This window comes from Rathayibacter sp. PhB152, assembly GCF_003751395.1.
In the GTDB taxonomy this organism is placed as follows: domain Bacteria; phylum Actinomycetota; class Actinomycetes; order Actinomycetales; family Microbacteriaceae; genus Rathayibacter; species Rathayibacter festucae.
The window spans coordinates 106,970-122,880 of record NZ_RJUT01000007.1 but is presented as its reverse complement, the minus strand read 5'-3'; the positions used below and the strand labels follow the sequence as shown (position 1 = coordinate 122,880).

Below are 15,911 nucleotides of genomic sequence, written 5' to 3'. Positions count from 1 at the left end.
TTTTCCGCCGCCGAGAAACTCAAGTGTCGGCGGCGGATAGCGAGCTGCGTAAGATTGATTGGCAGCGCGCGGTCGGCACTTGCCAGATTGGGCAAGCGCTCGCCCTGATTTTGAGACGTCTAAACACAGTGAATGAGCGCAACGACCTACAGTTGTACTGCCAGTGTGGCCCAGATCAGTCCGGCGGTGCAGATTACAAGGCCAATCGTCGCGCCCACGAGCGCCCAGGACGCAGCGGTGAGCCGCGCAGACATTTTCTGATCGAGCCGCGCGCGCTGTTCGATGGCCCATACTTCGAACGTCTGTTGCGCTCCCCAGACCACATGGGCGCCGCCAATCTTACGAAGAAGCAGCGTGATGCGCTCAAGATCCTCCTGCGTCGGTTCGGGAATTTGGTAATCTTTGTTCCTAGGCGTCTTAGTCAATCTTGAGGTCCCTGTCATATACGGTTGAGTAGCGGTAGGTACGCGTCTCTCAGCCGCGTTTCGAGCAGCCTGGCCTGCGCCGCGGTGTCGCAGGCTTGCCACGCCAAGTCACAGCTCAGAAGCCAGGAGCGAATCGCCTCAGCTTGCGGCCTGGTCACCTTCACGCGGTTTGGGCTACTGGTCACCGCAGGCGGGACGCCGAGTAGCAGCTCGCCCACGTTCCGGCGCAGCGACGATCCGGCCAGGCTGCGGCCTGCTCCGAGGTGCTTGCCCCATAGCCTCGCGCGGAGGCTGGATGCAGTACCGACATACACTGCGGTGTCGTCGTGGCGCCACAGATACACACCTGGCTGGTCGGGAATAGACATCCGATCAAGCGAAGCCACCGGACGTGCAGGCTTGCGCAGTAGCAGCGCCCACTCCCCTGTTGACGGCGGATCAGGGGATTCGTGCATGCCGTCACCGTAGACCACTCTCCCCGCCGTAGGTTCCTTCGATGCAGCGGCAGGCAACGTATACGTCCAACTTTCATCTTCGAGTCCCTCCTGCGACCGGCGCGATGAAGATGAGGTACTCAAGCAACGGTCTGCACACGCCCGCGGGCGCGTCGGAGCGGCCCGCCGCTTCCGCGGCCGGATCACTGAACCGCGCGCTGCCCACCCCGGCTTCGGCCGGGGCGGGCAGCGTCGTTTTGCGTTGGGCCAGCGGCCACCTCAAGCGGGCAGCTGGTGCTGCCCCGCGTGTAGCCCCGCGGCAGCTCAGGGAAGACGCTGGCATGGGCTCGTTTCGCTCACTTTTCGGCGGCGGCTACAGGCCAGACGTTGAGGGGGCGACTTCTTCCGAGCCCGACTCCACTGCGCCGCGTCCCCCGTCCACCTCCCCAAACCATCTGCGAGTCGACGACGTCGACCACCTGGCGCGAGACGACAGTCGAGGTCGATCTGTCGGCCGCACCTGAGGAGCCACTCTTCTCAATCGACGAGTTCAGGCGGGAGATCGCTGCTGCTGAGCGCCAGCGGGGGAAGAATGTCCGGTTCTCCCGGGTTCGGGAAAAGTACTTTTCGACGCGCGTCGACGAGATCCAGGTACTTCGACGTGCGGAGCAGTACGATAAGGCGCTCGAGCTGCGGCTCGATAGTCCCTCAATCACCGTCGAGCGGGGTGCCATCGATGTCGTCGACGACGGGTTACTTTCTGGGCCATCAAATCCTCTGAGGTGAGTGTTGCGTTATTGCCTAAAGCCGATGCTAGAGGCGCTCAACGATCATCTCAGGCCAGGCATAACCTACCGCACCTAATGTGCAACTGACTACGACACCGGACAGACTCTACTTCTTCGGCCCGACGGTCGGTAAACCAGTGGTTCTGTAGCGCGCCCGCCGAGAGGCATCGATGTAGGGACGGAACGCCGCTCGGAGCTTCTGGCGGTTCTTCGGCGACAGGTCAATTTCATAGACATCGTCGTCGATCGAGAACCGTACGGTCGAACCATCTGGTGCCAGCAGTCCATCGAGGTCGTCAACAAGGGTCACTTTGATTGCCACTCCCCTAGTGTGCGCCAACCACGGGCCCGGACACAATTGGCCGCGGCGCAGGCAGTTCAGCGAGCACAGCCAGCATCACGATCGGCTCATCAGTGACGAGCGACCGCGTTCACCAGTCCGGGAGCTCGACTTCCCAGGGGTGCCCGGCTGGAAGCCCAACACGGTCGAGCAGCGCCTGGGCGCGCATGCCGGGAGGAAGGAGAACGGGTGCGTCATCGGCGGAAGAGTCCAGCAGATCCCAGCGATCTTCGTACCCGGCCCAGGTGGGCATCGTGATACGTGCCCGGTCGACCGGAGCGTTGCGCTTGCCTGCTGAAGCCGAAGGGTCGGTGAGCCACGCCTGGTGCTGAATCCAGGCTGCAGCCGAAACGACATTTCGCGGAACGATGAAGGCGCGCGGCGACACGATGCGCGTCCCCGACAGCCATACGAAGACGAACCACTCGCGGTCCGTTAGGGCGATCGACTGCGACTTGGTCGTGATAGGCCAGCTCGTCTTCGACCCAGTGTCGTTGGCAGTTTTGACCTGAATCTCAGCCACCCGGCGTTCCCCGGAGGTCTGAACGGCAAGGATGTCGGTCCGCTCCAGGCCGTCCCGCGTGAGGGCTACCGCCCAGTTCATTCGGCTGAGCATCGAGCAGACCCAATGTTCCCCTGCGGACTTCGTGAGCTTTGTGTCGACCATGTGGCCAGTCTCGCTCATCCCGACGTCTTTTCCCAATATGTGCCCGCGTGTACCGATCACGGACAGAAAGCCCCCGCGTCGACAGCGGACCTCTTCCTCAGGGTAAACATCACGTCAGCCCCGTCGTCTGAGCTCCAGCGTCCCACACTCGACGACCAGCGCGGGTCACCACTCGACGACCTGACGAGCCCTGTGCACCGGTGGTGGCTCTTCGTGTAGGTCGCTACCCCACTGTCTTTGACCCTGCTACGGTCAGGGCCACCCGCGCTCCCGGAAGAAGGCAGGCATCGCATGGCCGACGAAGAACTGGAAGCGTTCACTGCATACTCCGGAACGGAATCGCTGGAGGAAATCGCTGAGTACGAAGGCTCCAACGCGTCGAGATTCGCCATCGCCGGCACGCTTGACGCAGGTGTCGGTCTGGACGTCAGCAGACCAATTGTTCCCTTAAAGATCATGGCACGCTTTGGGTTCGACCCCGACCTCCCGCTTCGTGCCCTGCGAATTGACGCAGAAGATCGTCAGGTGTCCGAACTCGATTACGCGGCGGCGATGCTGAGGGAGGGGGCGTCTCCGGACGAGGACCGTCGGCGTACGTGGCGTGATTTGAACGAGTACGCGGATGGGCGAGCTCGGCTGGGTTTTCTTGTGAATGGCGTGGTGAGCACCCTCGAACGTGAGTCCGTGACCGCGTCGGTAGCGACCCTCAACTCACACGTCGGTACACGCGGCGGTCTCGGGGTGCGGTCCGACCGGCCGTGGAACAGGATGATGCGTCGCGGACCGTCCATCGACTTTCCCTGGCGAGATGCCCATCTAGCCTTTCTGCGACCCACACCAGTAGAAGATGACATTGAGGGGGAGACAATCGAATGGGAGGGCTCGTCCTGGGCGGAGTCCGGCCGGGATTCGCTGTCCGACGCAGCACGTTTCGGGCGCACTGATGATCTCCGATATGCAATCATCACCTTTGCTGCATGGCGCGTCGAGCTCGCCCGGCGATCTTCGGATCCGATCGTCCGCGAGCTGGCCGCGGCAGCCTTCCTTCGTCCGTCGGCCTCCATCGACGCCAGTTTCGAGACGGTCGGTCCTCGGCCGCCTGGCGTCGTGACAGCGGAACGCACGTCAACCATGATCCATGGGACCTGGGGCTGGAAGGGAGACTGGTGGTACCCCGAGGGTGACTTCCACGCCTTCATCAAAGGCAGCTCTCGCCCCACACTTTACGGCGGCGGTACGGAGTTCGCCTGGTCCGGGGCGTATAGCGACCAGCAGCGTGAGAAGGGCGGCAAGCGGTTCAAACGGTGGGCGGACTCTATCGGAGGAGCAGCCGGGTTGGGCACCGTCTTCGCCCATAGCTACGGCGCCGAGGTCGTGGCTCGTGCCGTCAACAGCGGCGCCATTGTCGACGAGCTGGTTCTCCTGAGCGCCCCCATCCATGATCACCATCGACTCATGCTCGACCGCGTTCGCCGGGTGATTGATGTTCGACTGAGCAATGACATCGTGTTGGTCCTTGCGCGTGCAGCGCAACGTCTGCCTGAGGGTAAAGGGGTTATAGAACACATCATCGAGCGGCCGTTCTGGAGCCACGGCGCATCGCATCATCCCGTTGTGTGGCGATACGAAGGCATTGCCGCCAGCGTCGGGCTCTGAAGGCGCCATCGACTACATAGATATGGAGTTGCCCTTCCCGACACGCCCGGGTCTGCACCCGGCCAGCGCAATTCGCGCCAGGATGTACAAGTTTGACCTGGCGCTGAGAGGCCGGTCACCATGTGGGACTTCCTCGCCCCGTGGTGTTCTGAGTGCCTGTTGTCCCTCGAGGTTCATGGCTCCTCGTCGCGGCCCTATGGGCGTGGTCCAGCATGCGGAACTCCGTCGATCGCGGGGCGGTTCGACGACTCCGCGACAGAACGCAGCACGCTGGCAGATCCGTCGCGGAAGGGCGACCGCAGAACGGCCATGTCAAAGGTCATATCGATGCACGACGGGAAGCCTTCAGGATGCACTCGGAGCCGGCGCAGAAGAGGGACACGGTCACCCGCCGACTGGTCGCCGCCGTCGAGGTACCCAGGCGGTGTGTTCGCCGTGGCTTCACCTGGCTCGGTTCCCCCGCTACGCCGTCTCCAGGTACGTCCGTGTCCCACAGCTACCGATGATAGGGAGACCGGGCCATGCAGGATCAGACATAGCAGCCAATCTGGAATGCGAGGTGCTGCGCCAGCTGGTGCACTGCCACGCACGACGAAGCGACGGGTCTTGATGATCGCTGGCACTTCAGCACGGCTGAGTGTGTGCCAGCCGCGCGGCTGGTGCGGACGTTCGACACCGCTGGAACGGCGCACTGTTCGGTGAGTCTCTTGAGCTTGAGGTGGTCCTCGGCACGCGGGTGAGGACGACATGTGGGTGAGCATCGGGCCAGGTACTGAGCGTCACCAAATTATTCAGATCAGAGCGTCGAGAGTGCCACCCGGCTCCATTGGGTGCTTGGCGCGGTGTTGCGGCATCTCTAGCTGCACCGGACAGAAAGGGGCCGTCGCGGCTGATCAGTTTTGCGCAGTCCTGATCCCACTCCGGCGGCGTGCAGTACGAAGCTGGCGATTAGCGAACCTCGGAGAGCATCTCAACGCGGTTACGCCCGATCGAGCCGGCGATCTTCTCGATCGAGCGAAGCGTGAGGTTACGCTCCCCTCGTTCGACGCCGCCCATGTAGGTGCGGTGGACGCCGAGCTCGTCGGCGAAGGCTTCCTGGCTGAGACCGAGGGACTCGCGGTGGCGGCGCAGGTTGCGTCCGAAGACCTTCTGCAGCTCACCTCCCATGTCATCGAGCCTCGTGTGGTGCTACTTGAAGGTCTACATACTTATGAGTAGCATCACGACCACGGCGGGCCAGACGGCAGACCTCGAAGCGCGAGGCGAGGTGATGAAATGAGCGGTGGCGACTTCGTTGGGGCGATGAACCCGACTACGCGGCTCTGGCGGCGGATGCGCTTCCAGCGTCTACTGAAGACACTTCGCTGGCGAGGGCCCACACGAAAGTGACCTCCGCCTTCGGAAGCAGCCAGCCCGGGACATCCAACGAGATCTCCCGGGCTGCAGTCTGTTCAGGGAGCCGCGAGATGTGCGGGCGCTGCGCTGCAGAGACGAGGTCTGTGACGCTCAAGTGCGCGATGTCCGTGTCGGTGTAGTCCATGGTGAGCGATAGGCCCTTGGTCGGTTGCGCGATCGCGACGTAGAGGCGGTGACCGCTTCGCGGTGTGATGGTGCGGTAGACGTGGCGGATCCTGACCATGCGACCATCACGGACCGCGTCGTCGCCGATCCCGACAGAGTAGGTCTGGCCGGTTTTACGGGCGCTGCGGCGAATCTTTTTCTCCTCGCCGTCGACGCTGAACTGCAGGAGCTCGAATGCGTCGCGGCTGCTGGCATTGAAGCCGGGGCGCGGTGTCATGAACCAAGTCGAGGTCGAGGGGATGTCCGAGACCAGCTCGTGGAACTCGTCACGATCCGAGGTGCAAGCGAAGCGCTGAACCGGGCTACTGGGGATGACCGAGTACTCCCAGGTCACGGTAACGGCGAACCGAGGAACACCGCCGGCACCCTCGTCTTCAAAAGAGGAGAGCCTGATGCGCACGTCGACGTCGTGCCAACGCTCGCGAGCGCGAACCACGGTGTCACGGAGGTCAGCGTAGATCTCACGAGCAAACGCCGAATCACCAAGGCGGAGGCCGAGGGCGTTCGTAGCGAGCTCATCCAGGAGCGCAGGGGTGGCCACCCGACGGAGATCGTCAGGACTCGAGGCGAACCCGCGGACGACCGCGTCGGTAAAGGCCGGCGCAGAGTCGGAAAGAAGGCGGCGTACCCGGGAATCGTCGCGAGCATCTCTATCACGCTTTGTGAGGAAGTCGACAGCGACGCCAATCAGCCCGGCAACGAGGAAGGCATCCGCTAAACCACTCAAGATTACGCTCACCACCCGTGGAACAGAGTCACTGCCTTCGAACCAATTCACAATCAGGAGGAGGCCAATTCCTGCCGAGGTGACGCCTATGGCAGAAAGCACGACCTTTAGCTGGTAGATACGTATCAGAAGTTTTTGGACCATATATTGAGTAATCATGAAGCATCAAAGCCTATTTGTGAAGGCAAAACTCTCATATGGCTGAAATTCTCAGCGCCAGACGCGCAGGATAGGGTGTATTCACACCAATTCTTTGAGAATTTGCACGACTTCATCAATCTGACCGATAGGTGCCGTCACATTGAATACCTTAAGGTGGGGCGGCAAGCTAAACCTTTGTTCTTCTATCACCTTAAGACCCAAAACTTGACGCACGTCTTCCACGAGAGACGGCGCGTACGTCTCAATAAGAGGAAGCCGGGATGTGCTGACCCAATGATGCGGATCGGCTTGCTCGACACGCGGGAGTGCCAGATTGGCATCCTGCGCGTACAACACGAGAGTCGAAATTGTAGCCGACACTTCACAATTGACGTTATATCTTCGGCAGATGTCGCTTATCGAAAACTCTCTACGGACACCATCCGCATCCCCATCGACTGACATGAAACTTCTGACCGGGCTAAACTTCGAAAAATCCTTGAGTGCGGACTTATCCCTTACGGCGACAAGTGCAGGATAGCCAAATCCACGCAAACCTGACGAGTCTCTGACCAGCATCGTCTGATCATTGGAAACGAACGACAGTCCTCTTTTCATGGCCCGCAATATCAGTGTAGTCTTTCCAGCACCGCGTTCCCCTGACAACAGGAGTCCACTTCCTCCCCGAGCGACGCATCCGGCGTGAACATTGACTCCACCCACTCTTGACTCGGCGTCGGCCTTCGCGAGTGCCCGTATAAATGACAATAATGCGAGCGCAACACTGGTTCGATCCGCAGTAATTGGCACCCACAGGGTAGCGTGTCCACGAATCACAGTTCGAGCGATGCTACTTGTTACTGTAGCGCTCTGCCTAACTTCAATTTGAGCTAGATGAATGAGGGACGAGTTACTGCGAATCTCAGTCCAGAATGGCCTAACGAGTTCGTCAAAATTCAAAAGGACATCACTCTTGGCGCCAACAACACGCACAGATCTGAACTCCGAGCCGAGCCCGAGCCATGCGAAGACCCGGTCCGACTCAGCCATTCGCTGCGCTAATCGTAAACTCCTGCCCATCATAAGGTATTTGCGGCATGACCATCCCCGTTAGCGTCGAGACCTCGTCGCTCATGTGTGTCGCAATGACTCGAAGGCCCGGATGTTGTTCGATGAGCACCTTGATATCACTTAGGCCCATGTGGCCCTTTCGCCCCGTCAGAAAAGAAGTATCGAAGAAAGCCGTCGATACGTTGCTGCAAATATCTCTGATCGACTGACAGAGTTCACTGTCTCCCGAAAATCCCACACTGGTCGTGGAGTCCGATACTTCGAATCCAAGCGCAGTTTCAACAGTGTGCTTCACGATTCTGGGTGTGATCACGTAATCACCGATCGAAATCGATTCGCCGCCTTCTAGCACTTCGATAAAAACCGCACGCGAGTTCTGCATAACTCGTTCTCTTGATTCAGGGTAAGCGAGATCGAACAACTCCACCGTGCGCGCTTCAATTCCGGGAGGGCCTACGATGATAAAATCATTTTCACGGACGTTCCTCAAGCCAAGCTCGAGCAACAGGAACACGATATCAAAAAAATGATCCGCGTGAAAATGCGAAACGAGCAACGCCGTAATTTCCATCGGGACAAATCCGGCTCGTCTCGCGGCCTTCACGCTACCGTTAGGAACATCAATCATTAGATCCCGATTGACGATAAAACACGAGCTAAGGCGGTCGGTAAGTATCGAACCCGTTCCCAAAGTAGTTACGATCATTTGATGCCTCCTTTAACTAAGACCTCAAATAGAGGCGCTATTGTTTCGTTCACAACTTCATAATACGATGCTAAGTACGCCAAAATCAATAGCACAACAGCCCAGAGCGTCATAGAAAAAGAGCGCTTCAGCGCATCGTAGCGATTGCGTAACACCTGAGTCAGAGAAATTGCCTGCGCACTTAACTCGTCTACTGCGCCTTCGGCAGTCATCGCCTTTAGGCGAAGCGAGAGCGAAGCTTGATCAAGTTTGGTAACGGTGCCAAAAAACAGCAACTGATCACGCCGGAATTTCGGACTCTTTCTGGTCCTACGAGTGACACCGCCGATAAGACGAAGCCCTAGGATGAGCGCCATCGCGCTGAGGAGAAGACTAGTAATACCGATGACGACTGAAATCCACGGGGTCGTCGCAGATTGACCGAGGACGAACTGAAAAACAGCTAAGATTAAAGCGCTGTCTGCCGCGGTGAGGACTGTAGCACGACCAATGAGCTGCGATCGGCGTTGCTCAAGAGTTTCTAACAGGAGCTGCCCCATGACGAATGCCGGTTCTTCGCTTAGGGGGAGAGGCGCGACAGCTGCTCTCCGGCGCAGCCAATCGGAGCGAATCATTTCAACTTTCTTCCAGCAACCGCTGAACGGATAAGATCCCGGCGCGACCGGTTGCGATGATCCTCGTATCGAGTCTTCGATTCCATCCTTCTGTATCAGCTAACAGAATTTCGGCGGTTGCAAACCGAATACGTACCAGGAGTTTGACAACCAACGCAAGCTTACTGATCAAGAAGAGCAGTTCATCCTCTGGAGCCAGCAACTCAAGCGCCGAACGAAGTGCGGCAACTTTTAGCCGAACAGGGTGCAACAGTATGAAATCCACGATGATGCCAACTAAGCGCAAGCTGCTCGGGAGAAGGCTGCGAGAGGTTGGATCTAGCGCGATAAACTTGTCATCAACCCGCCAGACATTAGTGCTGAACAAGTTGCCATGGAGATCTACCTCAATTGAAGCTCCGGTGGCGAAAATAGGTTCATTCGCGAGAAATCGGATATTTTCTTCTGCATCCTTGATCAAATCGTGAACAATGATCTGATATTCGGGCAAATACTCGTCGAGATTGGACTGCCGTTTGACGTTATTTTGGAGAGCATCGAGTACTTCCCGCGCTGGATGCTCAGCGACTGGTGTTCGCAGAGCAACTAGATCACACATCGTTTCTCGAAGATGAAGGTCGGCCCTTTGACATTCGCAGCTGTACAGATGTTGGGAGAGCTGGGACTCCGGTAAGAGGCGCCGCATTCGTAAGCAGAGTCCCTGAGCACTCGATCCGGGATAGAACTTCGCGTCGACCTCTGGGGCAAATGCTCGAAGGTACTTGAACTCTCCGGTCAGCCCTTGTCCTACCAAACCCTCCAGTTTTGCGAATTTCAGAACATGGGTATCGGACAGATACAGTTCCGCAAATCGCTTCGATACAACCGTGAGGTGATCTGTTCCGAGTATTGCGGATGCCGCTTCGCGAAGTCGGTCCATCTCAGTAGGTGTGCGCATCATGCTGGACCATGTAGGTCGCTCGCTGCGCCTCTCCGATAGAATTGGAACTCTCGGTAAACCAGTCCCCGTTACAGACACTCGCCATTTTCTCTATTCCGGTTGGCGTACCTCGGAAGACCTCACCATTTGCCTTGACGATACAGAGCGTAGTTGACCCAACACTCATCAGCTCGCGTGCATAAATTCCGCGATTGGTTGCCTCGCTGAGGACAAAGTTCACGGCCGCGTCTTCGTCGAGGGTACTTAGTTTCAGTTTGGACCAGGTCCGAACGGCCTTACCTCTCTGGACTAGTCGCTGCACCCTAACTTGCGAAACGCCTTCCTCGGCAAGCCATCGAACGGTTTCGGAAAGACTTGAGACATTTCTGCTCGTCAAAAGGATACTGACGCGAACGCGCGCACCAGACGTGATCAGGTCCCGGATGTTCGCCTGGAGTACCTCCAAGGGCACTCCTGGGCGGCATCGCTTGAAGATCTCCGCATTTGAGCTGTCCATGGAAAGGTCGATCCAATCAAATGCATCCGCCGCATTCTTCGGGTCAATCGGGAACATACCGCTAGTTCGAAGGAGACTACCAACATCGCGATTCCGAAGATTTCGTCCCATCTCGAACAGGTCAGGTCGAAGCAGAGGCTCTCCACCCCCGAAACCTATTCGTCGAACGCCCGCACGCAATAGATGTCCGAGAACGTGGTCGAGATCGTCAGGGGAGGCTTCGTCGACATGGGACTCTATTAGGCAGTACGGGCATTTTCCGGGACATGCATTTGTGGGCTCAAAACAGACGCTGAGGACGTTTGCGGACTGCATCGTCGACGTGACAGAGTCAGTTTCCGCGACGTATTTGGCGATAGTCTGGGGTGCACCTTCGCTAGAAAGTGGAGGTGCCGGGCAGAACACTTCGGTTAAGCCTTCCCTCTCCTTGCCTACGCTTTGCACTCGAAGGACAGGACGGTTCTCGGGGCTTACATTCAATCTTCCACCTCAGCAATCTTGGGGTACGAACGCTGGTATTCGCGAGTTACACATCTGGCTGGGGTAGGTCAGGTCAAGGAGCGGAGAAAAGACTTTCCGTCTCGCACGAAAAGAGAGTCCGGGAGCTGACAGGCTTTCGGCTCGCGCCGTTTCCGCTGACCGCTTTGTGATGGAGACGGCATCTACCCGCACGGATGGTCGGCGCGTATACATCCGCGGACGTTAGGCGGCCGGCCGGCGACAGTACCGCCCAACCGACGTGGCGTAAGAAACCTCATTTCCGGCCAGGCGAGCGGAGTACCCCACCCGGACCATCCACACCTCTAAAATGTTGCGGACACGTGCGCTGGAGCTGAGTGGCTGTCGGGTTCCAACGATGCACTGCATCGCAACACCTTGCCTGATTTCTGGCTGTAGCACCAGCGTTGAGACGTCGCGTCTCCGCCGGCCCGACTTCCACTGCCCGTAGCTCGCTTCTCGACGGTGACACGTGCTCGCCGGATGGCTCACCACCGCTTCACACCGACGGTAATCTGCATGCTCGTTCACCTAGACGATGGCGTCACTTGTCAATCGGAGTAGCTAGGCGCCGGCCACGAAGGCGGGAACCCATTAAAGGGTTCGTCTCTAACGGTCGCCTGCGCGGGTAATGCACCCCACGTGATCGTAGCTTCCGTCATAAAGTTTCGTTGCGTTTGAAGTTCTGAAACAAGACGAGGATCAGCGAGCTGGGATGCTAGCACCCATTGTGGCCAGACTGGCATTCGCTATTCGACGTCAATCTTGAACAGCCACTTTCCGGCAAGATTTAGCTCGAACTCGTCGACATGCTGAAGCGCCCTCACGTAGCCAGTGCGGTCGCTTGGCGTACTGAACTCGAAGGCTAGGTTCCGCTACGGGTCGCCGAAGCAGCCGGAACCCGCCTGCACCTCGACGGCCTGTCGCCGGGCTCCCTCAACGCCGCTCGACGACCGGGAAGCTACCGACTCGCCCTGTCCGTCCCAGAACTCTTGCCCCTTCTAGGCTGGCCACTCGGCGACGGGCCGCTGCCCGGGCTGCCAGCCGAGCATCCCCGGCTTCTGCCCGCCCCACCTGGACTCAAGGACGGCGGACGAGCCTTCGCGGCGACAACGGCGCCCGGGGTCATTCAATCGGTGGGGAGCCCGATCCAGGACGCGGCATTCCATACGGTCCTGCTTGGTCCTACAGGGTCCGGCAAGTCCACGGCGATGCTTTCGCTCATCGTGGCCGATATGGTCGCCGGCCGTCCTGTGCTCGTCGTCGATCCGAAAGCGGACCTCGTCCGTGACGTCCTCGAGCGCGTTCCCGAGCACCGACGCGGCGACGTCGTCGTGATTGACCCGCTCTCTGATCGGCCGGTCGGGATCAACGTCCTGTCCGGAGCTGACCGTAGCCCCGAGCTGGTCACCGACTCGCTCATGGCGGCGCTGAAGGGGATCTTCGACAACTGGGGCGTCCGTTCCGAAGACGTTCTCGGCTCCGCCCTTCTCACCCTCGCCCGCACTCCCGGCGCGAACCTGCTCTGGCTGCCGACCCTGCTCACCGACTCGTCGTTCCGGCGCAGGATCACCAGCCGCATCGATGACCCGCTCGGTGTCAGCGCCTTCTGGGCGCGGTACGACGCGCTCACCCCGCAGCAGCAGGCCATGGAGATCGGGCCCGCCATGAACAAGCTACGCAGCTTTCTCATCCGCCCGGGCATGCGCGCTGTCCTCGGGCAGTCCGATTCCCGCTTCGACCTCTCGGAGCTGTTCACGAAGAAGAAGATCTTGCTGATCTCGCTCAACAAGGGACTGCTCGGACCGGAGTTCGCGCGGCTCCTCGGCTCCCTGGTCGTGGGATCGCTCTGGCCGATCATCCTCGGCCGCAGCGCCCTACCCCAGGAGAAGCGCACGATCGCGTCGCTCTACATCGACGAGGTCCAGGACTACCTCGCCCTCCCCGCCTCCGGCGACCTCGCCGATGCGCTCGCCCAGAGCCGGTCCCTCGGCGCCGCCTGGCACCTCGCACACCAGTACCGAGACCAGCTTCCGGCCACGATGCGTTCGGCGATCGACACGAATGCTCGCAGCAAGATCGTCTTCGGCCTGGAGCAGGCAGACGCTGCAGCGCTCGCCAAGACCACCCGCGAGCTTGCCACTGAGGACTTCCAGCTCCTACCGACCCACCACGTCTATGTGAATCTCCGGCAGCAAGGTCAGCAGACCGGCTGGTTCTCCGCCGCAACCCAGCCGCCACCGCCTGTCGTGTCGGATGCGATCGAGATCCGCCAACAGAGCGCCGAGCGCTATGGCCGTCCCGTGAGCGAGATCGACGCGGCGCTCCGCCGCGACCTACACCTCGACCCTCAGGCCGACGCCGCTGCGCACGACGCGAGCACCGAGCCAGTCGGGCGGAGAAAGCGCGCATGACGCACGTCTCCCACACCGAGAGACAGAGACTCGTCGGCAGACTCGTCGCTCTCCTGAACACGCCCGTACTCGCCCGACAACCCGCCACATCCGCTCCCCTTGCGGCTATGACTCACCCACCGTTCCGGTGGGTACCAGCCCGCCGCCCGGGACGGCTCACATGAGCGGCCAACGACGACGGACCGGGGCGGAGCAGAGGCCGACCGAGCAGGAACAGGCAGTCCTCCGATTCCTGCTCGAACAGCGCTACGCCACCAGCCGACAACTCGCCCGAGCCGCCCGCGCCAGGTACGGCAGCGACCGCTCCGCCGCCCGCCAAACCAACCGACTCCTGCAGAAACTCGGAAGCATCGGCCTCCTTCATGTCCTCCCCCGCACCGTCGGCGGACACGCGCGCGGCTCCAGCGTCGGCATCTGGACCATCACCAACCGCGGCGCCCGCCTCGCAGGCAACGGCGACGCGAATCCCGAGCAAAGGAAGAAGCGCTACCGACGCGATCAGGACCCGTCCCTCACGTTCCTTGAGCACACCCTCGCCATCTCAGAGCTCCGCGTCCAGCTCGCCGAACTCGACGATGCCCACGAACTCAAGGTCGAGAGCATCACCCCGGAGCCCGCGTGCTGGCGCCCCTACCTTGGTCCGACCGGCCAGCGGATCTTCCTCAAGCCCGACCTCGCCGTCGTCACCAGCACCCCAGACGGGTACGAGGACCACTGGCTTCTCGAGGTCGACCTCGCCACGGAGAACCCCGCACGCATCGTCGCCAAGTGCCGCCAGTATCAGCATTACCGCCGTAGCGGCCTCGAACAGCGACGAACCGGCCTCTTCCCCGCCGTCGTCTGGATTACCCCCACCATCAGGCGACGCGACCAGCTCGCCCGCCGCATCGCCAGCGAAGCCGGCCTCGACGACCAGCTCTTCTCCGTAATCAGCCTCGACGAATTCCAGCCGCTGCTGCGCACCGGCGCCTCCAACTACAACACCAGAAAGGACCACCTCGATGACTAACCCTGAACACCCGCGAACGCCACAAACCACTTCGCCCGAGGGGGTCGCGCCAACCGCGCAAGAACTGAGCGAGGACCCGGCCTTCGTTGCCCAGTTCCCGACGCTCGCTGAGGCCATCGACGCGATCGTCGACGCGCTCGACTGGGACCCCGAACTCATCCCCAACCACGCCCCGGGCAGACCTGATCCAGTACTCGAGATGCTCTACCGCGACGTCTTCGACGTCCGCGAGTACCCAGACCGCGTCCTCATCTACCGACACCACCACTAACCGCTTCCGCGCGCTGACCAATCCCGGAAGCAGAAAGGAGGATCTCCATGACCTCACCAGAACACGAAACACCCCACGAGAAACAACGACCGAAACACCGCCGCGCAGAAGCAGAAGAAGAGATCGCCCACCTCTTCCGCAACCGACCCGGCTGGGAAGACGACCCCTACATCGCCCGCGCCGCCCGCAACCACTCCGGACCGTTCGTCGCTTTCCTACTCCTACCTCACACCGACGTTGAATCTCCGACGCTGGCCACCGAGTTCGCTGACATCTTTTACGCCGAATACGACAGCCTCGACGAAGCAATTGATGACTACATCGACCTGCTCGGCTGGAACGACGGCCTGGAAGTACTGCAGAAGGAATACGGCGTCTCCCCCGACGAAGTGCAATGGAACCGTGCGGCCATCGAATACCGCTTTCGTAACTTCGTCGACATCGTCTACTACCGCGACAAGGTCTACACCTTCCACAGCAAGCGGCATTCCACATATCAATCATTCACAGGGTGGACAGAAAAGAGAACGAAGCATGACAACACCAGAACAACCGCAAGACCCGGAAGACCACGAGTTGCGACCTCGGGAGGGTGTGGACACCTACGACCGAGCAAAGGCCATGACCGCCTTCCTGCAGGTCTTCCACCCTGACACCGACCCGCGCACCTTTGACGCAGAGTTCGAGGACAGCTTCTTCGGCGAGTACACAAGCCTCCGGGCCGCCCTCGACGAGCACATCGATGGACTGGGCTGGCGCGCCGCCCTGACGCATCTCCGCCAGGAGCAGGGCATCGCCGATCACGACCTGCGCTGGAACTACGTATCAATCGAGATCCAATTCCGCGAGATCTTCGACATCGTCCACCACGCTGACCGGGTCTACGTCTTCCACAAATGAGAGACGATTTCAAGCCAGCTACAGGCCAGGCCACGGACGCATCCGTAGCAATTTCCGCAACACCCGCCAACCGGGGGTGGAGACCTGACGATTCGGAACCTCACCGGGCAGCGGAGCAGAAAAGACTCGACTCTGCGCGCGTTCAGAGCGTTAATCAGAGCGCTATGACACTCTCACCGCTTCTCGCCAGCCCTACCCTGAGCCCTCAGCCGGTCGCCCCCGACCCACTCTCT

17 protein-coding genes are annotated in these 15,911 nt (G+C 60.2%); 6 read left to right on the top strand and 11 right to left on the bottom strand.

Annotated features, from left to right (window positions below):
* Nucleotides 1-146: 146 nt before the first annotated feature.
* From EDF36_RS20985 to EDF36_RS16475, 4 genes are all read right to left on the bottom strand, one after another.
* Nucleotides 147-443, bottom strand: coding sequence for a hypothetical protein (locus EDF36_RS20985; RefSeq protein WP_148060077.1), 297 nt, complete (start codon nt 441-443; stop codon nt 147-149).
* Entirely contained in the window at nt 440-793 is a 354-nt protein-coding gene (locus tag EDF36_RS22005; RefSeq protein WP_397459912.1) for a GIY-YIG nuclease family protein, read from the bottom strand. The genes EDF36_RS20985 and EDF36_RS22005 overlap by 4 nt, the downstream gene beginning before the upstream one ends.
* Nucleotides 794-1,753: 960 nt before the next feature.
* Complete coding sequence (locus EDF36_RS16480) at nt 1,754-1,969, bottom strand: histone-like nucleoid-structuring protein Lsr2 (RefSeq protein ID WP_185020521.1); 216 nt, start codon at nt 1,967-1,969, stop codon at nt 1,754-1,756.
* A 109-nt stretch (nt 1,970-2,078) separates the two neighbouring features.
* Nucleotides 2,079-2,654: a hypothetical protein gene (locus EDF36_RS16475; protein ID WP_123733916.1), complete on the bottom strand. Its 576-nt coding sequence runs from the start codon at nt 2,652-2,654 to the stop codon at nt 2,079-2,081.
* Between the two features lie 291 nt (nt 2,655-2,945).
* Between EDF36_RS16475 and EDF36_RS20980 the strand changes: the two genes are divergently transcribed.
* Nucleotides 2,946-4,310, top strand: coding sequence for a hypothetical protein (locus EDF36_RS20980; RefSeq protein ID WP_148060076.1), 1,365 nt, complete (start codon nt 2,946-2,948; stop codon nt 4,308-4,310).
* Nucleotides 4,311-5,258: 948 nt separating this feature from the next.
* Here the strand turns inward: EDF36_RS20980 and EDF36_RS16465 are convergent.
* From EDF36_RS16465 to EDF36_RS22000, 7 genes are all read right to left on the bottom strand, one after another.
* Entirely contained in the window at nt 5,259-5,477 is a 219-nt protein-coding gene (locus EDF36_RS16465) for a helix-turn-helix domain-containing protein (RefSeq protein ID WP_123733812.1), read from the bottom strand.
* A 145-nt stretch (nt 5,478-5,622) separates the two neighbouring features.
* Nucleotides 5,623-6,777: a hypothetical protein gene (locus tag EDF36_RS16460; protein ID WP_148060075.1), complete on the bottom strand. Its 1,155-nt coding sequence runs from the start codon at nt 6,775-6,777 to the stop codon at nt 5,623-5,625.
* A gap of 81 nt (nt 6,778-6,858) precedes the next feature.
* Nucleotides 6,859-7,377: a hypothetical protein gene (locus tag EDF36_RS20975; RefSeq protein ID WP_148060074.1), complete on the bottom strand. Its 519-nt coding sequence runs from the start codon at nt 7,375-7,377 to the stop codon at nt 6,859-6,861.
* Nucleotides 7,378-7,801: 424 nt separating this feature from the next.
* On the bottom strand, nt 7,802-8,536 hold the full coding sequence (locus EDF36_RS16455; RefSeq protein WP_123733810.1) for an MBL fold metallo-hydrolase: 735 nt from the start codon (nt 8,534-8,536) through the stop codon (nt 7,802-7,804).
* Entirely contained in the window at nt 8,533-9,150 is a 618-nt protein-coding gene (locus EDF36_RS20970) for a Pycsar system effector family protein (RefSeq protein WP_148060073.1), read from the bottom strand. Before EDF36_RS20970 ends, EDF36_RS16455 begins: the two co-directional genes overlap by 4 nt.
* A gap of 1 nt (nt 9,151) precedes the next feature.
* Nucleotides 9,152-10,090 (bottom strand): hypothetical protein, encoded by a 939-nt coding sequence (locus EDF36_RS20965; RefSeq protein WP_148060072.1) that lies wholly within the window; start codon nt 10,088-10,090, stop codon nt 9,152-9,154.
* The gene (locus EDF36_RS22000; protein ID WP_123733809.1) at nt 10,071-10,901 is read right to left on the bottom strand and encodes a radical SAM protein; all 831 of its coding nucleotides are present in this window, start codon (nt 10,899-10,901) and stop codon (nt 10,071-10,073) included. The genes EDF36_RS20965 and EDF36_RS22000 overlap by 20 nt, the downstream gene beginning before the upstream one ends.
* Nucleotides 10,902-12,295: 1,394 nt before the next feature.
* Between EDF36_RS22000 and EDF36_RS16445 the strand changes: the two genes are divergently transcribed.
* The 5 genes from EDF36_RS16445 (at nt 12,296) to EDF36_RS16425 (ending at nt 15,678) form a co-directional block, all read left to right on the top strand.
* Complete coding sequence (locus EDF36_RS16445) at nt 12,296-13,498, top strand: hypothetical protein (RefSeq protein ID WP_397459911.1); 1,203 nt, start codon at nt 12,296-12,298, stop codon at nt 13,496-13,498.
* A gap of 160 nt (nt 13,499-13,658) precedes the next feature.
* Nucleotides 13,659-14,507, top strand: coding sequence for a replication-relaxation family protein (locus EDF36_RS16440; RefSeq protein WP_123733807.1), 849 nt, complete (start codon nt 13,659-13,661; stop codon nt 14,505-14,507).
* Nucleotides 14,500-14,778, top strand: coding sequence for a hypothetical protein (locus tag EDF36_RS16435; RefSeq protein WP_123733806.1), 279 nt, complete (start codon nt 14,500-14,502; stop codon nt 14,776-14,778). Before EDF36_RS16440 ends, EDF36_RS16435 begins: the two co-directional genes overlap by 8 nt.
* Before the next feature lie 47 nt (nt 14,779-14,825).
* Nucleotides 14,826-15,431, top strand: a complete 606-nt coding sequence (locus EDF36_RS20960; RefSeq protein ID WP_148060070.1) for a hypothetical protein — start codon at nt 14,826-14,828, stop codon at nt 15,429-15,431.
* Nucleotides 15,400-15,678, top strand: coding sequence for a hypothetical protein (locus EDF36_RS16425; RefSeq protein ID WP_148060069.1), 279 nt, complete (start codon nt 15,400-15,402; stop codon nt 15,676-15,678). Before EDF36_RS20960 ends, EDF36_RS16425 begins: the two co-directional genes overlap by 32 nt.
* Nucleotides 15,679-15,911 lie beyond the last annotated feature (233 nt).